Source organism: uncultured Thiohalocapsa sp., from assembly GCF_913062725.1.
Taxonomy (GTDB): domain Bacteria; phylum Pseudomonadota; class Gammaproteobacteria; order Chromatiales; family Chromatiaceae; genus Thiohalocapsa.
This window is the reverse complement of the sequence record NZ_CAJXWY010000002.1, coordinates 66866-82146: the sequence shown is the minus strand read 5'-3', so window position 1 is coordinate 82146 and position 15281 is coordinate 66866. Positions and strand designations below refer to the sequence as shown.

The 15281-nt window shown below is 65.9% G+C and carries 14 protein-coding genes; 12 read left to right on the top strand and 2 right to left on the bottom strand.

Annotated elements, in window-relative coordinates; translation table 11 throughout:
* Positions 1-47: 47 nt before the first annotated feature.
* A complete protein-coding gene (locus QZ588_RS00935; protein WP_295538669.1) occupies positions 48-974 on the bottom strand; it encodes a DNA-binding response regulator in 927 nt (308 codons plus the stop codon).
* Positions 971-4336 (bottom strand): ATP-binding protein, encoded by a 3366-nt coding sequence (locus QZ588_RS00930; RefSeq protein ID WP_295538666.1) that lies wholly within the window; start codon positions 4334-4336, stop codon positions 971-973. The genes QZ588_RS00935 and QZ588_RS00930 overlap by 4 nt, the downstream gene beginning before the upstream one ends.
* Before the next feature lie 367 nt (positions 4337-4703).
* On the opposite strand from QZ588_RS00930, the gene urtA reads away from it, so the two are divergent.
* The 12 genes from urtA (at position 4704) to QZ588_RS00870 (ending at position 15235) form a co-directional block, all read left to right on the top strand.
* Positions 4704-5969: an urea ABC transporter substrate-binding protein gene (urtA, locus tag QZ588_RS00925; RefSeq protein WP_295538663.1), complete on the top strand. Its 1266-nt coding sequence runs from the start codon at positions 4704-4706 to the stop codon at positions 5967-5969.
* Positions 5970-6062: 93 nt separating this feature from the next.
* The gene (gene urtB / locus QZ588_RS00920; RefSeq protein ID WP_295538660.1) at positions 6063-6989 is read left to right on the top strand and encodes an urea ABC transporter permease subunit UrtB; all 927 of its coding nucleotides are present in this window, start codon (positions 6063-6065) and stop codon (positions 6987-6989) included.
* Positions 6990-6999: 10 nt separating this feature from the next.
* Entirely contained in the window at positions 7000-8163 is a 1164-nt protein-coding gene (gene urtC, locus QZ588_RS00915; RefSeq protein ID WP_295538658.1) for an urea ABC transporter permease subunit UrtC, read from the top strand.
* Complete coding sequence (gene urtD / locus QZ588_RS00910; protein ID WP_295538655.1) at positions 8153-8905, top strand: urea ABC transporter ATP-binding protein UrtD; 753 nt, start codon at positions 8153-8155, stop codon at positions 8903-8905. Before urtC ends, urtD begins: the two co-directional genes overlap by 11 nt.
* A 16-nt stretch (positions 8906-8921) precedes the next feature.
* Complete coding sequence (urtE, locus tag QZ588_RS00905; RefSeq protein WP_295538652.1) at positions 8922-9611, top strand: urea ABC transporter ATP-binding subunit UrtE; 690 nt, start codon at positions 8922-8924, stop codon at positions 9609-9611.
* 100 nt (positions 9612-9711) lie between these two features.
* A complete protein-coding gene (gene fmdA / locus QZ588_RS00900) occupies positions 9712-10947 on the top strand; it encodes a formamidase (RefSeq protein WP_295538651.1) in 1236 nt (411 codons plus the stop codon).
* Between the two features lie 4 nt (positions 10948-10951).
* Positions 10952-11299, top strand: a complete 348-nt coding sequence (locus QZ588_RS00895; protein ID WP_295538648.1) for an FmdB family zinc ribbon protein — start codon at positions 10952-10954, stop codon at positions 11297-11299.
* A 518-nt stretch (positions 11300-11817) separates the two neighbouring features.
* Positions 11818-12252 carry a type II secretion system major pseudopilin GspG gene (gspG, locus tag QZ588_RS00890; RefSeq protein WP_295538746.1) on the top strand — a complete coding sequence of 145 codons (435 nt, stop codon included), beginning with the start codon at positions 11818-11820 and terminating at the stop codon, positions 12250-12252.
* 33 nt (positions 12253-12285) lie between these two features.
* Positions 12286-12777 carry a GspH/FimT family pseudopilin gene (locus QZ588_RS00885; protein ID WP_295538646.1) on the top strand — a complete coding sequence of 164 codons (492 nt, stop codon included), beginning with the start codon at positions 12286-12288 and terminating at the stop codon, positions 12775-12777.
* Between the two features lie 163 nt (positions 12778-12940).
* Positions 12941-13336 (top strand): type II secretion system protein, encoded by a 396-nt coding sequence (locus QZ588_RS00880; RefSeq protein ID WP_295538643.1) that lies wholly within the window; start codon positions 12941-12943, stop codon positions 13334-13336.
* A gap of 8 nt (positions 13337-13344) precedes the next feature.
* Positions 13345-14196: a prepilin-type N-terminal cleavage/methylation domain-containing protein gene (locus tag QZ588_RS00875; protein ID WP_295538640.1), complete on the top strand. Its 852-nt coding sequence runs from the start codon at positions 13345-13347 to the stop codon at positions 14194-14196.
* Complete coding sequence (locus QZ588_RS00870; protein ID WP_295538637.1) at positions 14186-15235, top strand: type II secretion system protein GspK; 1050 nt, start codon at positions 14186-14188, stop codon at positions 15233-15235. The genes QZ588_RS00875 and QZ588_RS00870 overlap by 11 nt, the downstream gene beginning before the upstream one ends.
* Positions 15236-15281: the final 46 nt, after the last annotated feature.

The following is a 15281-nucleotide window of genomic DNA, read 5'->3' as shown; positions in this document are numbered from 1 at the left end:
GCCGAGGCGGGGATGACCTTGGCGCGGTCGGCTGGGTCTGCGCTGGCTCAGCCCCCCAGGGCCTGGATTGCCAGCGATGCCGCCGACGTGCGGTTTTCCACGCCAAGCTTCTGGAAGATGGGCTCCAGGTGCTTGTTCACGGTGCGCGGACTCAGGTCCAGGATCGCGCCGATATCGCGGTTCGATTTGCCGCGGGCGATCCAGAACAGCACCTCGGCCTCGCGCGCGGTGAGCCCAAAGTGCCCGCGCAGCCGCTTCTGATCCAGCTCGAGACTCTGCTCCGTCAACCGCAGCAGAAATTCGTTGGCGCCCACCTCACCGATGTAGGTCACCACCAGCCGGGCATTCTCGCCGGTGGCCACGGCCCATTCCCGGTTGACGGGGGCCGTACCATCGATGCAGCGTTGCAGCCAGATACGTGCCGGCACCGCCAGGCTCTTGCCGTCGACGCAGAGCTCGGGCGGCCCGGTCTCCATCAGCCGGGTGGCCTGACGCGTCCCCCATAGGACGCCTCCCTCGCGGTCCACCGAGAGCAGAAAGCGCCGGGCGTCGTCCAGCGCCTCATGGGCGCTGTGGGTCTGTCGTGCATTGGCCAGGTGTACGCGCATGCGCACGATCACCTCCTCTGGCACGATGGGCTTGGTCAGATAGTCGACGCCGCCCGCCTTGAAACCCTCGACGATGTGCTGGGTCTCGCTGAGGCCGGTCATGAAGATCACCGGAATATGCTTGAGGTCGCGCTTGCGCTTGATGCGGCGGGTGGTCTCGAACCCATCGATGCCCGGCATCAGTGCGTCCATCAGGATCAAATCCGGTGTCACCCGCTCCAGCAGCGTCAGCGTCGTCTCGCCGTCCAGGGCCACGAGCACGGTGAGCCCCAGCGCCTCCAGTGCGTCGGTCAGCATGCCGAGGGTCTCCGGTGAGTCGTCGACCACCAGCACCGTCTCGCGGTTCAGTGCATTCAGTGTCGTCATCGCAGCAAGGTCTCCAGCAGCCTGGCCAGGCGCTTCAACTCAAAGGACTTTGCCAGGAGCTGTAGCTCACCGATCAATTGCTGGCTCTGGGGGTAGCGTTGCTCCAGCGACTGCAGTTTGGCGCTCAAGCCGCGTACATGGCCGATACCCACCAGCCCGAGCAGGTCCTCCAACTCGGTGCGCGGCGGCACCTCGGCGTCGGTCCACGCCGGCGGTGGCGCCGGCCGCGGCGCTGACGCGGAATGGATCCATTGCAGCTTGAGCCGGGCGCGGATCTGCTCCAGTAGCACGGAGACCAGGATCGGCTTGACCACGTAGCCATCGTGCACCGGCGGGTCCACGGGACCGTCCTTACCCTCGGCGACGTCGGCCGAGACCATGACGATCGGCGTCGTCGCGAAGGCGCCGGCGCGCAGCCGATGGGCCAGTGCCCAGCCGTCTATGCCCGGCATGGAGATGTCCAGCAAGAACAGGTCGGGGGGATGCTCCGCGGCGAGCGCGAGGCAGTCCGGTCCGTCGGCGGCGCCGAGCACGACGAAGCCCAGGGGTGCGAGGATATCCTCGACGAGTGCCCGGTGGTCGGGCTCGTCATCGACCACCATGATGGTGCGCCGCGAGCCCTCGTAGCCGACGATGGGACGCGCGGGCTGTGGCAGCCCCGACGGCTGCGCGATCTCCGGCAGAAACAGTTTCACCCGGAAAGTGCTGCCGCGCCCGGGCTCGCTGTGGACCCGGATCTCGCCGCCCATCACCTCGGTGAGCAGCCGGCAGATGGAGAGCCCGATGCCGGTGCCGCGCGCGGATTTGACCACCGGCGCGGCGACGCGCTCGAAGGGCTCGAAGATGCGCTCCAGGTCCTCGGCGGCGATGCCGATGCCGGTGTCTTCCACCTCGATCTCCGCCACCTGGGCATGGTAATGCACGCGCAGCACCACCCGCCCGGCGGCGGTGAATTTGATGGCGTTGGTCAGCAGGTTGATCAGGATCTGCCGCAGCCGGTTCTCGTCGATGGCGACGGTCTGCGGCAGTCTGCCCGAGGACTCGAAGTGGAACTCGATACCCTTGGCCGCGGCCTGCAGCCGGAACATGTCGACGATCTGCGCCAGGAAGCCCCGCAGATCCACCTCGTCGCGATGCAGATGCAGCCGACCGGCCTCGATTTTGGCCACGTCGAGGAGTCCGCTGATCATCTCCGAGAGGTGGTCGGCGCTGCGCTTGATCACGCCCAGCGCCGGTGCGCACTGCGCAGGAATGGCCGGGTCGCGCTCCAGGAGCTGGCTATAGCCGCTGATGGCGTTGAGCGGCGTGCGGAACTCGTGGCTCAGGCCCACCACGAAGCGGCTCTTGGCCTGACTCGCCGCCTCGGCGGTCTCCTTGGCTTGTTGTAACAGGGCGTCGGTGCGTTCGTGGGCCTCGATCTCCTGCACCAGCATCCGGGTGTGGCGTCTGGCCTCGTCTTCGGCGAAGGTCCGGCTCTCGCTGGCGAGCACGATCAGCCAGGCGACCACGCCGAAGCCGATCATGGCCAGAAAGAACACCCGCCAGAGCGTCTGCGCCACCACATCCGCCGGCACCGCCGGGTCGAGGATGGCCTGTAGGTAGATGAGCCACAGCAGCGCGCTCAGGAGTCCGCCGAGCAGCAACAGCAGCCCCAGATAATGTCCCAGCCTGGAGTTGATCCGCGCCACCAGGGGCGCCGGCAACCAGCTGTGCATCCAGCCGAGCGCCTGCTCGGCGAGCCGCGAGCCCTGCTTGCACAGGTCGCGGCAGCGCGAGTCCAGCGAGCAGCACAGGGAGCAGATGGGGCCCGAGTAGGCCGGGCAGGGGGCCATGTCCGGCCCTTCGAAGGCGTTGTCGCAGACGCAGCAGCGTGTCGTGCCATCGGTGTCGGCGGCCACCGGCTCGACGGGGCGGGCCAGATAGTAGCGTCCCGCGGTCAGCCAGGCGATCAGTGGCGCCGCAGCAAAGGCGACGCCCAGGGCGACGAACGACGAGAAGGCCCGCAGCGGTGCGCCCAAGAGACCCGAATAGGTCAGCAGCGCGGCGGCGATGGCGATGCCCATGGCGCCGACACCCACCGGATTGATGTCGAACAGGTAGGCCCGCTTGAACTCCACCTGCGGTGGACTCAGGCCCAGGGGCTTGTTGATCACCAGGTCTGCCACCAGGCCGCCGACCCAGGCCACCGCCAGGATGGAGTAGAGCCCGAGGATCTGCTCCAGCGCCCGGTAGATGCCGAGCTCCATGAGCATCAGTGCGATGACGACATTGAAGACCAGCCACACCACCCGGCCGGGATGACTGCGGGTCAGTCGTGCGAAGAAATTCGACCAGGCGATGGAGCCGGCATAGGCGTTGGTGACGTTGATCTTGACCTGCGAGAGCACGACGAACACGCCGGTGAGCGCCAGTGCGATGCCGGGATGACCGAACACTTCCTCGTAGGCCAGCAGGTATAGCGATGCCGGATCGCGGGCGCTGTCCGCCGGCGCCAGTAGGGTCAGCGCCAGGTAGGCCAGGAACGAGCCCGCCAGCATCTTTGCCGCCCCCAGCACGATCCAGCCCGGACCGCCGGCGACGAGCGCCAGCCACCAGGCGAGCCGTCGTCCGAGGCGGCGCTGTGGCAAAAAACGCAGAAAGTCCACTTGCTCGCCCACCTGCGCCGTGAGCGAGAAGACCACGGCCGCGGCGGCGCCGAACAGCAGTGGATCGAAGCCGCCGTCGCCGCCAGCGACGCCGGGGAACTGCGTCCAACCGGCAAAGGCCTCGGGTCCCTGCCAGGCGACGAAGACGAAGGGCAGCAGATGCAGCGCAATCCAGAGCGGCTGCGTCCAAAGCTGGAAGCGGCTGATGAAGGTGATGCCGTGGGTCACCAGCGGAATGATGGCGAGTGAGCTCAGCACATAGCCTGCGGCCAGCGGCAGTCCGAACATCAGTTCCAACGCCTTGGCCATGATGGCGGCTTCCAGCGCGAAGAAGACGAAGGTGAAGGAGGCGTAGATCAGCGACGTGAGCGTGGAGCCCATGTAGCCGAAACCGGCCCCGCGCGAGAGCAGGTCGATGTCGACGCCGTCACGGGCGGCGTAATAGCTGATGGGCAGGCTGGTGAGGAAAATCAGTGCACCCACGCAGAGGATGGCCGCAGTGGCGTTGGCGAAGCCAAAGCTGAGCGTGATGGCTGCGCCGATGGCCTCCAGTGCCAGGAACGAGATGGAGCCGAGCGCCGTATTCGCGACACGCGGTGCCGACCATTTGCGCGCCCGCTCGGCGGTGAACCGCAGGGCGAAGTCTTCCAGGGTCTGATTGGCAACCCATTGATTGTAAGTGCGCCTGATTCGCTGAATCGGCTGCGGTTTTGCCATAGGGCGTCTGTTCTGTGTCGAGCGTGCGGTAGTTGTCGCCGCGTCGTCAGTCCTGGCGTCCATTGCATCTGCTTGTGGCCGTCGCTCGTCCGTCGCCGTGTCAGGCGTCCACGTCTTCGCGTGAGCCGCAGCACCGCAGCGCCTGCCCCACTACCAGCCCGGATGATGATAGCCGAGCCGCAATGGCTGGGCCATACGTCAGTTGACGTATTCAGACGCCGGCAGACTTCCCGCACTGTCTGTCGTGAGTCGCACAACGGCGCCGCAGCCCAGTCCGGGCTTTGGGGGATAACCGCGTCCGGGGGCCGCTGGCCCTGCCGCCAGAAACGTGTGCTCGATGTTTCCTTCGACAACAGGTATTAGCACCATGACCGCAAGATTCCGCTCACACCTGCCACGGCGACAACGCCGGCCGCATGCGAGCATCGCTCTGCTCGCCGGCGCCATCTTCTCCATCGCCCCATTGTTGACCCTGGCAGACACACCGTCGACCGCCGAGGCCAATACCACCGGGCTCGCTGTCACGGATGATACCGTCACCGTGGGCATCCTGCACTCAACCACCGGTACCATGGCGATCAGCGAAACCGGCTCGGTACAGGCCGAAAAGCTCGCCATCGAGCAAATCAATGCCTCCGGCGGGGTGCTTGGCCGGCAGATCAAGGTCATCCAGGAAGACGGCGCCAGCGACTGGCCAACGTTTGCGGAAAAGGCCAAAAAGCTCCTCGTCGAAGACAAGGTTGCTGCGGTGTTCGGCTGCTGGACGTCGGCGTCGCGCAAGGCCGTGCTGCCGGTCTTCGAGCAATACAACGGCATGCTCTACTACCCAACCTTCTACGAAGGCCTGGAGCAATCACCGAACGTCATCTACACGGGCCAGGAGGCCACCCAGCAGATCCTCGCCGGCATCGATTGGGTGGTGGACGAGAAGGATGCCAAAACCTTCTTCCTGCTCGGCTCAGACTACATCTGGCCGCGCACGTCCAACAAGATCGCTCGCAAGCACATCGAGAAGCTGGGTCTCAAGGTCGTCGGCGAGGAGTACTACCCCCTCGGCCACACCCAGTTCAACTCGGTCATCAACAAGATCCGACTGCGGAAGCCGGATGTGATCTACGCCATCGTCGTCGGTGGCTCCAACGTCGCTTTTTACAAGCAGCTCAAGGCCGCCGGCCTGGACCTGGATGACGGCAAGACCACGCTGCTCACCATTTCGGTCACCGAGGACGAGATCCTGGGTATCGGCGGTGAGAACATCGAAGGCGCCTATGCCGCGATGAAGTACTTCCAGAGCCTCGACAACGAGAACAACAAGGCCTTCGTGGCCGCATTCAAGGAGATGTGGGGTGAGGACAGTGTCATCGGCGACGTGACGCAGGCGGCCTACCTGGGCCCCTGGCTGTGGAAGGCGGCGGTTGAGGAGGCCGGCAGCTTCGATATCGACAAGGTGCGTGAGGCCTCCCCCGGCATCGAGCTGAACACGGCCCCTGAGGGCTATGTGCGCATTCACGAGAACCATCATCTGTGGAGCAAGACCCGCGTCGGGCGGGCACGCGCCGACGGTCAGTACGATGTCATCTACGAGACCGAAGAGCTGATGGAGCCCGATCCCTTCCCGGAGGGCTACCAATAATCGTGCGCTGTTGACGATGGCTTCGCTCCCGACCGCATCGGTCGGGAGCGGGTGGGCCGATAGCGATTACACCGCATTCCGGGAGACAATACTATGTTCGAGGGTTACACGCTCGGCGAAATCGGATCAATCTTTGCGATGCAGGGCTTCGCGGGCCTGATCCTGTTCTCTGTCTTCGTGTTGATGGCACTGGGGCTGGCGATCATCTTCGGCCAGATGGGTGTCATCAACATGGCCCACGGGGAGTTTATGATCCTCGGGGCCTACGTCACCTTCGTGACATCGAATGTCTTCGCCGACAGCATGCCGGCGCTTTTCGGTGGCTACTTCTTCGTGGCCATGGTGCTCGCCTTCTTTATCGCCGCAGGGGTCGGCGCCTTCGTGGAGTGGGCGATGATCCGGCATCTCTACCACCGGCCCCTGGACACTCTGCTCGCCACCTGGGGGCTGAGCTTGATCCTGCAGCAAATCTTCCGCTCCGTCTTCGGCGCCCGCGAAGTGGGCGTAACGCTGCCCGACTGGCTGATGGGGTCGTTCGGGCTCACGGATTTGATCGAAGTGCCCATCAACGGTTTGTTTGTGATGGCACTGACGCTGCTCATTTCCTTCGTCGTCTACCTGATCCTGTTTCGCTCCCGCTGGGGCAGCCAAAGCCGGGCCGTCGTGCAGAACCGGGCGATGGCGGGCGCCGTCGGCATCGATACCGGACGTATGGATCGACTGACTTTCGCCCTCGGCTGCGGCATCGCCGGTGTCGCCGGCAGCGCCTTCACGATGATCGGCTCCACCGGCCCTACGGCGGGACAGCTCTACATCGTCGATACCTTCCTGGTGGTGGTCTTCGGTGGCGCGCAGAGCCTGCTCGGCACCATCGCATCGGCCTTCGTGATCTCGCAATCACAGTCGACCATGGAGTTCTTCCTGAGCGGCTCGATGGCCAAGGTACTCACACTGCTCACCGTGGTGGTGATCCTGATGCTCCGCCCGCAAGGGCTGTTCTCACTGAAGCTGCGCCGCTGAGGAGGCCGCCATGACGACGCCACAAACCGCCACCGCGGAGCGGTCGTTCTGGATCGGCTTCACGATCCTGGCTGCCCTGATCCTGCTGGTTCTGCCACTTATGCTGGATGTCTTCCGGCTGAACCTGGTCGGGCGTTACCTGACCTACGCCTTCGTCGCCGTCGGCCTCGTGCTGTGCTGGGGCTACGGCGGCATCCTGAGCCTCGGCCAGGGGGTGTTCTTTGGCCTCGGCGGCTACTGCCTGGCCATGTTCCTGAAGTTGGAATCCTCGACCCCCGAGGCCACCGCCATCCAGTCCACGCCGGGCATTCCGGATTTCATGGACTGGAACCAAATTACGGCTTTGCCCTGGTTTTGGGAGCCCTTCAAGAGCTTGCCGGTGGCCCTCATCGCCATCGTCGTGGTGCCGGCGGTGTTCGCCTATGTGATTGGCGTCGCCATGTTCAAGCGCCGAGTGGGGGGCGTGTATTTCGCCATCATCACCCAGGCCATCGCCGCGATCATGACCATCCTGATCATCGGTCAACAGGGCTATACGGGCGGCATCAACGGCATCACCGACCTGCGCACGCTGCTCGGCTGGGATATCCGTACCGACAGCGCCAAGACCATCCTCTATTTCGTCAATGCCCTCCTGCTGCTGGCCACTCTGGTGCTGGCACGCTGGATCCTGACCTCCCGGCTCGGGCGCATCCTGGTGGCGATGCGCGGAAAAGAAGATCGGGTGCGCTTCTCGGGCTACAGCGTCGCCAATTTCAAAATCTTCGTGTTCTGTGTCGCCGCCGCCATGTCCGGCATCGGCGGGGCCATGTTCACGCTGCAATTCGGCTTCATGTCGCCGTCGTTCGTGGGCATCGTGCCGTCCATCGAAATGGTGATCTTCGCCGCGGTGGGCGGCCGCCTGTCCATTCTGGGCGCGGTCTACGGCGCACTCATCGTCAACTGGGCCAAGAGTATTTTCTCCGAGGCCTTCCCCGAGCTCTGGCTGCTCGCGATGGGCGGCCTTTTCATCGCCGTGGTCATGGCCTTCCCCAACGGTTTGGCCGGGCTCTACAGCGTTTATGTCGCGCCGATGCTGCCCCGTATCCGCGCCTGGGCAATGAGCACCCGTGGACTGCCTGCACGCGACACCGATGGTCAGATCTCCAAGCCCGGGGTGACTCATGCACGCTAGCAAAGACAAAGACTTCGCCCTGGCCATTGAGGGGCTGACGGTGTCATTCGACGGCTTCAAAGCGGTGGATGACTTATCGCTGTACGTCGATGATAACGAGATCCGTGTCATCATCGGACCCAATGGTGCCGGCAAGACCACCGTGCTGGACTTGATCTGCGGTCGGACCAAGGCTGACGCCGGCTCCATCGTCTTCAAAGGCAAAGACCTGACGAAGATGAAAGAGAACCAGATCGTGCAGGCGGGGGTCGGCCGGTTCTTCCAGAACCCCTCAGTGTACGAAGACCTCACCGTCTACGAAAACCTGGAGCTATCCTACCCGCGCGGGCGCAGCGTCTTCGGCTCGCTGTTTTTCCGCCCCGATGCGGCGCTGGTGGAGCGGGTGACCGCGGTGGCCGAGACCATCTTCCTCGCCGATCACCTGCAGGATATCGCCGGCGAGCTGAGCCACGGACAGAAGCAGTGGCTGGAGATCGGCATGCTGTTGGTGCAGGACCCGGCGCTGATGATGCTCGACGAGCCAGTCGCCGGGATGAGCGTCAGCGAGCGCCGGCAAACGGCGGAGCTGCTGCATCAGATCATTCAGGATCGCTCGGTGATCGTCGTCGAGCACGATATGAGCTTCGTCGCCGACATCGCCCATCGTGTGACGGTGATGCACCAGGGCAGCGTGCTCTCGGAGGGCTCGATGCAGCACGTGCAGTCGGATGCGCGGGTGAAAGAAGTTTACCTGGGCCATTGAGGCGCGGAGGTCACCGATGTTGCAAGTGAATGACTATCACGTCGCCTATGGCCAGAGCGAAGTCCTGCATGGTCTCGACTTCGCCCTCGAGGACAACGAGATCCTGGCCGTGATGGGGCGTAACGGCATGGGCAAGAGCACGCTGATGAAGGCGGTGATGGGTGTGATTCCCAGCAGTGGCGGCAGCGTTCGCATCGATGGCACGGAGCTGGGCGGACTCAAGAGCCATCAGCGCGTCGCCGCGGGGCTTGCCTTCGTGCCGCAGGGGCGCTGGATCTTCTCGGCCCTGACCGTGGAGGAGAACATCCAGACCGGGCTCGCCGTGTCCGGACGCAAGCAGGTGCCGGACGAGATTTACGAGCTGTTTCCGGTGCTGAAGGAAATGCGCCACCGCCGCGGCGGTAACCTGTCCGGTGGACAGCAGCAACAGCTCGCCATCGCCCGTGCGCTCGCCACCAACCCGAAGGTGCTGCTGCTCGATGAGCCCACCGAGGGCATCCAGCCGTCCATCATCCGCGAGATGGCCCGGGTGCTGCGGCGCATCCGCGACGAGCACGGTCTCGCCATCGTCGTCTCCGAGCAAGTGGTCAGCTTCGCACTGGATGTGGCGGACCGCCTCCTGGTGCTCGAGAACGGCAACATCGTCCACGAGGACCCGCGCGACGGCGTCGATGAGGAGACGATCGCGAGCTACCTGACCGTGTAGTGCAGCCCGCTTGCCCGTGGAGCACGCGGGGATGGTGTGCTCGCCACTTCGTCAAGGAAGCAAACGACCTGCAACCACGCGCTGATGCGCCGGAGATCCCATGACCGACAAACTGATCAGCATCGATCTGAGCGAGTCGCCCTATTCCAACGACATGGTGCACAACCGCTGGCACCCGGACATCCCGATGGTGGCCACGGTGAAGCCCGGCGATGATTTCATCGTCGAGTGCTACGACTGGACCGGCGGCCAGATCAAGAACGATGACAGCGCCGCGGACGTGCGCGACGTCGATCTCTCACAGGTGCATTTCCTGAGCGGCCCCATCGGCGTCGACGGCGCCGAGCCCGGCGATCTGCTGGTGGTGGATATTCTGGACATCGGCGCCTTCGGCGACTGCCTGTGGGGCTTCAACGGCTTCTTCTCGCGCAACAACGGCGGCGGCTTCCTCACCGACCATTTCCCGGAGGCGCAAAAGTCCATCTGGGACATCAACGGCATGTTCACCAAGTCCCGGCACGTGCCGGGTGTCGAGTTCGCGGGCCTGATCCATCCGGGCCTCATCGGCTGCCTGCCGTCCAAGGAGATGCTCGCGGAGTGGAACCAGCGCGAAGCGGCGCTCTTCAACAGCAATCCCCAACGCGTGCCGCCGCTGGCCGCCCTGCCCTATGCCGACACCGCGCACATGGGCCGTATGGCCCCGGAGGCGGCGAAGGGCGCCGCGGCCGAGGCCGCCCGTACGGTACCGCCGCGCGAGCACGGCGGTAACTGCGATATCAAGGACCTCTCGCGGGGCTCCAAGGTCTTCTTCCCGGTGTATGTCGACGGCGGCGGCCTGTCTGTGGGCGACCTGCACTTCAGCCAGGGCGATGGTGAAATCACCTTCTGCGGCGCCATCGAGATGGCCGGCTGGATTCACATGCGCGTGAATCTGATCAAGGGCGGCATGGCCAAATACGGCATCAAGAACCCGATCTTCAAGCCGAGCCCCATCACGCCCAAGTACGATGACTACCTGATTTTCGAAGGCATCTCGGTGGACGAGGCCGGCAAGCAGCACTATCTGGACGTGCACATCGCCTACCGCCAGGCCTGCCTGAACGCCATCGAATACCTGAAGAAATTCGGCTACTCCGGCGCCCAGGCCTACGCCATCCTCGGCACCGCGCCGGTTCAGGGCCACATCAGCGGCGTCGTCGACATCCCGAACGCCTGCGCCACGCTGTGGCTGCCCACGGACATCTTCGAGTTCGATGTGCAGCCCGGCGCGGACGGACCGACCGTGGCGCTGGACGGCAGCATCAATGTGCCGCTGGCGCCGGACCTGGGGGGCTGACGTCATGCCGCTCTACGAGTACGACTGCCCGAGCTGTGGTCCCTTCGACGCGCTGGGACGGGTCGCCACCAGCGCCGAGCCCCATGACTGCCCGTGCTGCGGCGCCGCCTCGCCGCGGGTGATCCGCACCATGCCGGCGGTACTGGCCATGGATGCGGGCCGGCGTCAGGCGCATGCGACGAACGAGCGCAGCGCCCACGCCCCGGCGGTGTCCACGGCGGAGAGCCGCGCCCACCCGCACGGACCGGGCTGCGCCTGCTGCAGCGGCAGCAGCGGCAAGTCCCGCGCCGTCACCGGCGCCGACGGCAGCAAGGCCTTTCCAACCGATCGACCCTGGATGATCAGCCACTGAAGCGCCGGCGCCGGGCCCGCCGAGTCCATCGGCGGCGCCCGGCGCGCTGGGGGTATCATCGCGTGCCCGAGCCCCCGAAAGACGGTGTTCGGGGGCTTTTTGATGGTCGGGCCGGCTCCGGCGCCGGATCAGACATCAGTCCATCGGACAGCGGCTGGCGCGGGCTCGAGGGCAGGGGGGCTCGCATGAAGTCCGCCGGCATCTATCCACAACATCCCTCGCCAGCCGCCACCCAGCCCACAACAACGATACGCCAAGGGGTGGCGGGTCTGTGCCGAAACACCGGGCATCAACATTGGGCATCAACATCGGTGCCGTTGCGCCGCGGAACCGACATCCCGTACGACTGCCCGATATTGCAGCGGGGTGCGCCCCCGTAGGCGTTGTATCATTGTCGCCTCTGGTCTGAGCGTCCGGCCCACACTGGGGCATCCTGACAGTCGGCGCAGATCCCGTCGGCGCGCGCAGGGCGCTCGTGTGGCCAAACAAGACCCATCTGTACTGAGGAGACAAACGTGTTGACCTCCCACCCCCGCATCCGCCGCCCCGTCGCCGGCTTCACGCTGGTCGAACTGCTGGTGGTCCTCGCCATCCTGGGGCTGCTGGCTGGCCTGGTTGGCCCGCAAGTCATGAAGTTCCTCGGCAGTTCCAAGAGCAAAACGGCGGCGCTGCAAATCGAGGATCTCGCTGCCACCCTGGATCTGTACCGGCTGGAGATCGGCCACTACCCCGAGCGCCTGGAGGCCTTGGTGAGCGACCCCGGCAATGCGCCGAACTGGAACGGCCCGTATCTGCGCAAAGGCGATGTCCCGAAAGATCCCTGGGGCAACGACTATCAGTACCGCGTGCCCGGGCAGCATGGTCCCGTGGACATCTGGTCGCTCGGCGCCGACGGCCAGGAGGGCGGTGACGGCGAGGACAGCGACATCACCAGTTGGTCCCAACGCGCCTGAGCCTGTGCGCACCCCCCGGGGCCCTCAGGCGACGTGACAGCTTTCAGGCCGCAGTCTCCGCGCCCATGTTGCGGGCGCCACGCGCGCCGCGGCTTCACCTTGGTGGAGCTGTTGGTGGTGCTGGCCATTGGCGGCCTGCTCTTGGCGCTCACGCCGCCGCTGGTGACCGCGGTCATGCCCGGCGTCGAGCTGAAGGCCGCCGCCCGACGCACCGCCGCCGGCCTGCGGCTCGCGCGCGAAGTTGCGGTTGCCCAGGGTCGCGACGCCGCCTGGCTGCTCGATGTGGAGCAAAACCGCTACAGCCTCGAGGGCGACCCCCGCGCCGGCACCCTGCCGGATGGCATCGAGCTCGAGCTGGTGGCCGCCGAAGAAGAGATGCGGGACGACGCCGTGGGCGGGATCCGCTTTTACCCCGATGGCAGCTCCTCCGGCGGTCGCGTGATCCTCAAGCGTGGGGAGCGCGGCTACCAGGTCGGGGTCAACTGGCTCACGGGACGCATCCTCATCGCTGAATGGGAGCAATGACGGGCATTGCCAGTGGGCACGGCGAAGTCAGCGCCATGACGAAGCGAGAGCCATGACCAGCGATGTCCGCCAGTTCGCAGCACCGGTGACACGGTTCAGTGGTGCGCTGGGGTCGGGCAGGGCCACGCGTAGACCCCGGGCGAGCCGCCGAGCCCGTCGCCGCATGCGGGGCTTCTCGCTGCTCGAGGTGCTGGTCGCCTTCGCCATCCTCGCCCTGTCACTGGGTGTGCTGATGCAGATTTTCCAGCGCGCGATCACCACCACGGCACTGAGCAGCGAGTACAGCCGCATCGTCGCACTGGCGGAGGCCAGGCTCGCCGCCGTCGGTGGTGATATTCCACTGGCGGAGGGGGTCTACACCGGCGAGCCCGAGCACGGCATGGACTGGATCATCAGCATCCAGCCCTACCAAGGCTCGGATTGGCCGGCCGGCGATCCGACGCCGCCGGTGCAGCCTTTGCTGGTGACCGCCGTCGCCTCCCTGCCCACCGTCAATGGTGCCCGCCAGGTGACCCTGCGCGCGATACGGCTCGCCGAGCCGAGCACACCCGGGCTATGAGCGTTGCGATGACGATGGCAGCCGTGCAACGGTCGGCTCGAATCCCCCGGCGACGCGGCGCCGGCAAGGGTTTTACCCTGGTGGAGCTGCTCATTGCACTGGTGCTGATTACCATTATCACGGTGCTGATGTTCTCTGGCCTGCGGCTCGGCTCCCGTGCCTGGGAAGGCGTCGAAACCGTCTCGGATCAGATCAACGACGTCCGGGTTGCCCGTAATTTCATCGACCAGACGCTACGCCAGACGCGTGCGGCGAGCGTCGTTTTCGATGGCACGGAGTGGCCCATTTTCGCCGGCGACAGCGAGGGATTGGAGTTCGCCGCTCCCCTGTCCGAGCATGTCGGCATTCCGGGTCTTTACATTCTGCGCCTGGTGTTGGAGCCCGCCGCCGAGGGTGAGCGACTGGTGCTGGTGCGCTGGCTGCTGCATCCGGAGGTCCTGGCGGGGGGTGATGACTACCCGGCCTGGGAGCCTTTGTTGGAGGGTGGGCAGAGCCTCGCCGACGCCGGCCCGCTGGACCAGGACATCGCCGCCGGCGCCTACGGTCGCACGGTACTGTTGCCGCAGGTGAGCACCTTCGAGCTCGCCTACTTCGGCGTGCCCAAGGGCGAGAGCGAGCCTGAGTGGCTGCAAGCGTGGGCCGACGAGGCGCGCTTGCCGCGCCAGGTGCGGATGACGTTGAGCACCCCCAGTCAGTCGTGGCCCGATGCGCTCATCGTACTGCCCGACGGTGATCTCGGGCCGTTCGGTGGGCTTGGCGGGCTACCACTGAGCCTGGATGAGCCGGCGCTGCCACAGCCCGACGCAGCGCCGTTCGACGCCCCCATGGACCGAGGCTTGGATTTGCGCGATGGGCGCTGACGGCGCGGCGCAGGGCCCCGGGCGGAGGCTCGCCGCCGTGCTGCGGCACCGCCCGGGCACGGACATCGGCGCACAGGTGCACGCCCGGGCACCAAGCCGCCGCGCCCGTCGCCGCGCGCGCGTGCACCAACGCGGCATCGCCCTCGTGCTGGTGCTCTGGATCATCGCCCTGCTGACCATCATGGCGCTCGGGCTCACCACCACGCAGCGCACGGAAACCGCCCTGACGCGCAATCAGATCGATGCCGCTCGGTTTCGCGCGCATGCGCAAAGCGCCCTGGCGCTCACCGCGCTGAACCTCTTGTCGACACCCATGGAGGCCACCGACCCGGGCGCTGTCTGGCTGCCGAACGGTGCGCCCCGAGCACTCTCCATCGACGGCGTCGAGCTCACCGTCACCCTCAGCAACGAGGCTTCCCGCATCGACCTCAACGCCGCGACCCAAGACCAGCTGGCGACCCTCATCGAGCTCGCCCAGGGCGAGCAGGGCTTCGACGCGAGCCGGCGCGATGCCCTGGCCGACGCCATCGTCGATTGGCGCGACGAGGACAATCTCACGCAGCTCAATGGGGCCGAGGACGATGACTATGACGCCGCCGGCCTGCCCTACGGTGCCGGTGACGGGCCGTTCAACAGCGTCGAGGAACTGCGCCAGGTGCTGGGCATGACGCGTGAGCTCTACCAGCGCATGGCCCAGCACCTGACGGTGCACAACGCCACCGGTCGGGTGGAAGAGCGCTTCGCCGCGCCTGAGGTGTTGGCGGCCATCCAGGGCATTGCGCTGGAGGACGCGGTCGATATGGTCACCCGCCGCGACCAGCCGTTATTCGAAGATAGCCAGCAGACGCAGTTCGGCGATCGCGGCGGGCCGCTGTACCGGGTGCGCGTCTCGAGTGCGAATGCCGGCGGCGGTCGGCACATGGAGGCGCTGCTGTTGATAGAACGGGGTGGACCGTCGTCCTATGAGGTATTGTGGCGCCGATTCGGGCTACTGGCGCCGGCGAGCGACCCCACGGCGGCGGCGGCCGCCGGGCGGTAACAGACGCATGCCGGTCCGGCGCGGTATCCTGCACACAGTGGCCTCG

What these genes read in the sequence shown, in the direction of transcription:
- urtC (WP_295538658.1), top strand. Translation starts at nt 7,000, where the DNA reads ATGACGACGCCACAAACCGCCACCGCGGAGCGGTCGTTCTGGATCGGC.
- QZ588_RS00875 (WP_295538640.1), top strand. Translation starts at nt 13,345, where the DNA reads ATGACGATGGCAGCCGTGCAACGGTCGGCTCGAATCCCCCGGCGACGC.
- QZ588_RS00930 (WP_295538666.1), bottom strand. Translation starts at nt 4,336, where the DNA reads ATGGCAAAACCGCAGCCGATTCAGCGAATCAGGCGCACTTACAATCAA.
- QZ588_RS00935 (WP_295538669.1), bottom strand. Translation starts at nt 974, where the DNA reads ATGACGACACTGAATGCACTGAACCGCGAGACGGTGCTGGTGGTCGAC.
- QZ588_RS00870 (WP_295538637.1), top strand. Translation starts at nt 14,186, where the DNA reads ATGGGCGCTGACGGCGCGGCGCAGGGCCCCGGGCGGAGGCTCGCCGCC.
- QZ588_RS00895 (WP_295538648.1), top strand. Translation starts at nt 10,952, where the DNA reads ATGCCGCTCTACGAGTACGACTGCCCGAGCTGTGGTCCCTTCGACGCG.
- urtB (WP_295538660.1), top strand. Translation starts at nt 6,063, where the DNA reads ATGTTCGAGGGTTACACGCTCGGCGAAATCGGATCAATCTTTGCGATG.
- urtE (WP_295538652.1), top strand. Translation starts at nt 8,922, where the DNA reads ATGTTGCAAGTGAATGACTATCACGTCGCCTATGGCCAGAGCGAAGTC.
- urtD (WP_295538655.1), top strand. Translation starts at nt 8,153, where the DNA reads ATGCACGCTAGCAAAGACAAAGACTTCGCCCTGGCCATTGAGGGGCTG.
- urtA (WP_295538663.1), top strand. Translation starts at nt 4,704, where the DNA reads ATGACCGCAAGATTCCGCTCACACCTGCCACGGCGACAACGCCGGCCG.
- QZ588_RS00880 (WP_295538643.1), top strand. Translation starts at nt 12,941, where the DNA reads ATGCGGGGCTTCTCGCTGCTCGAGGTGCTGGTCGCCTTCGCCATCCTC.
- fmdA (WP_295538651.1), top strand. Translation starts at nt 9,712, where the DNA reads ATGACCGACAAACTGATCAGCATCGATCTGAGCGAGTCGCCCTATTCC.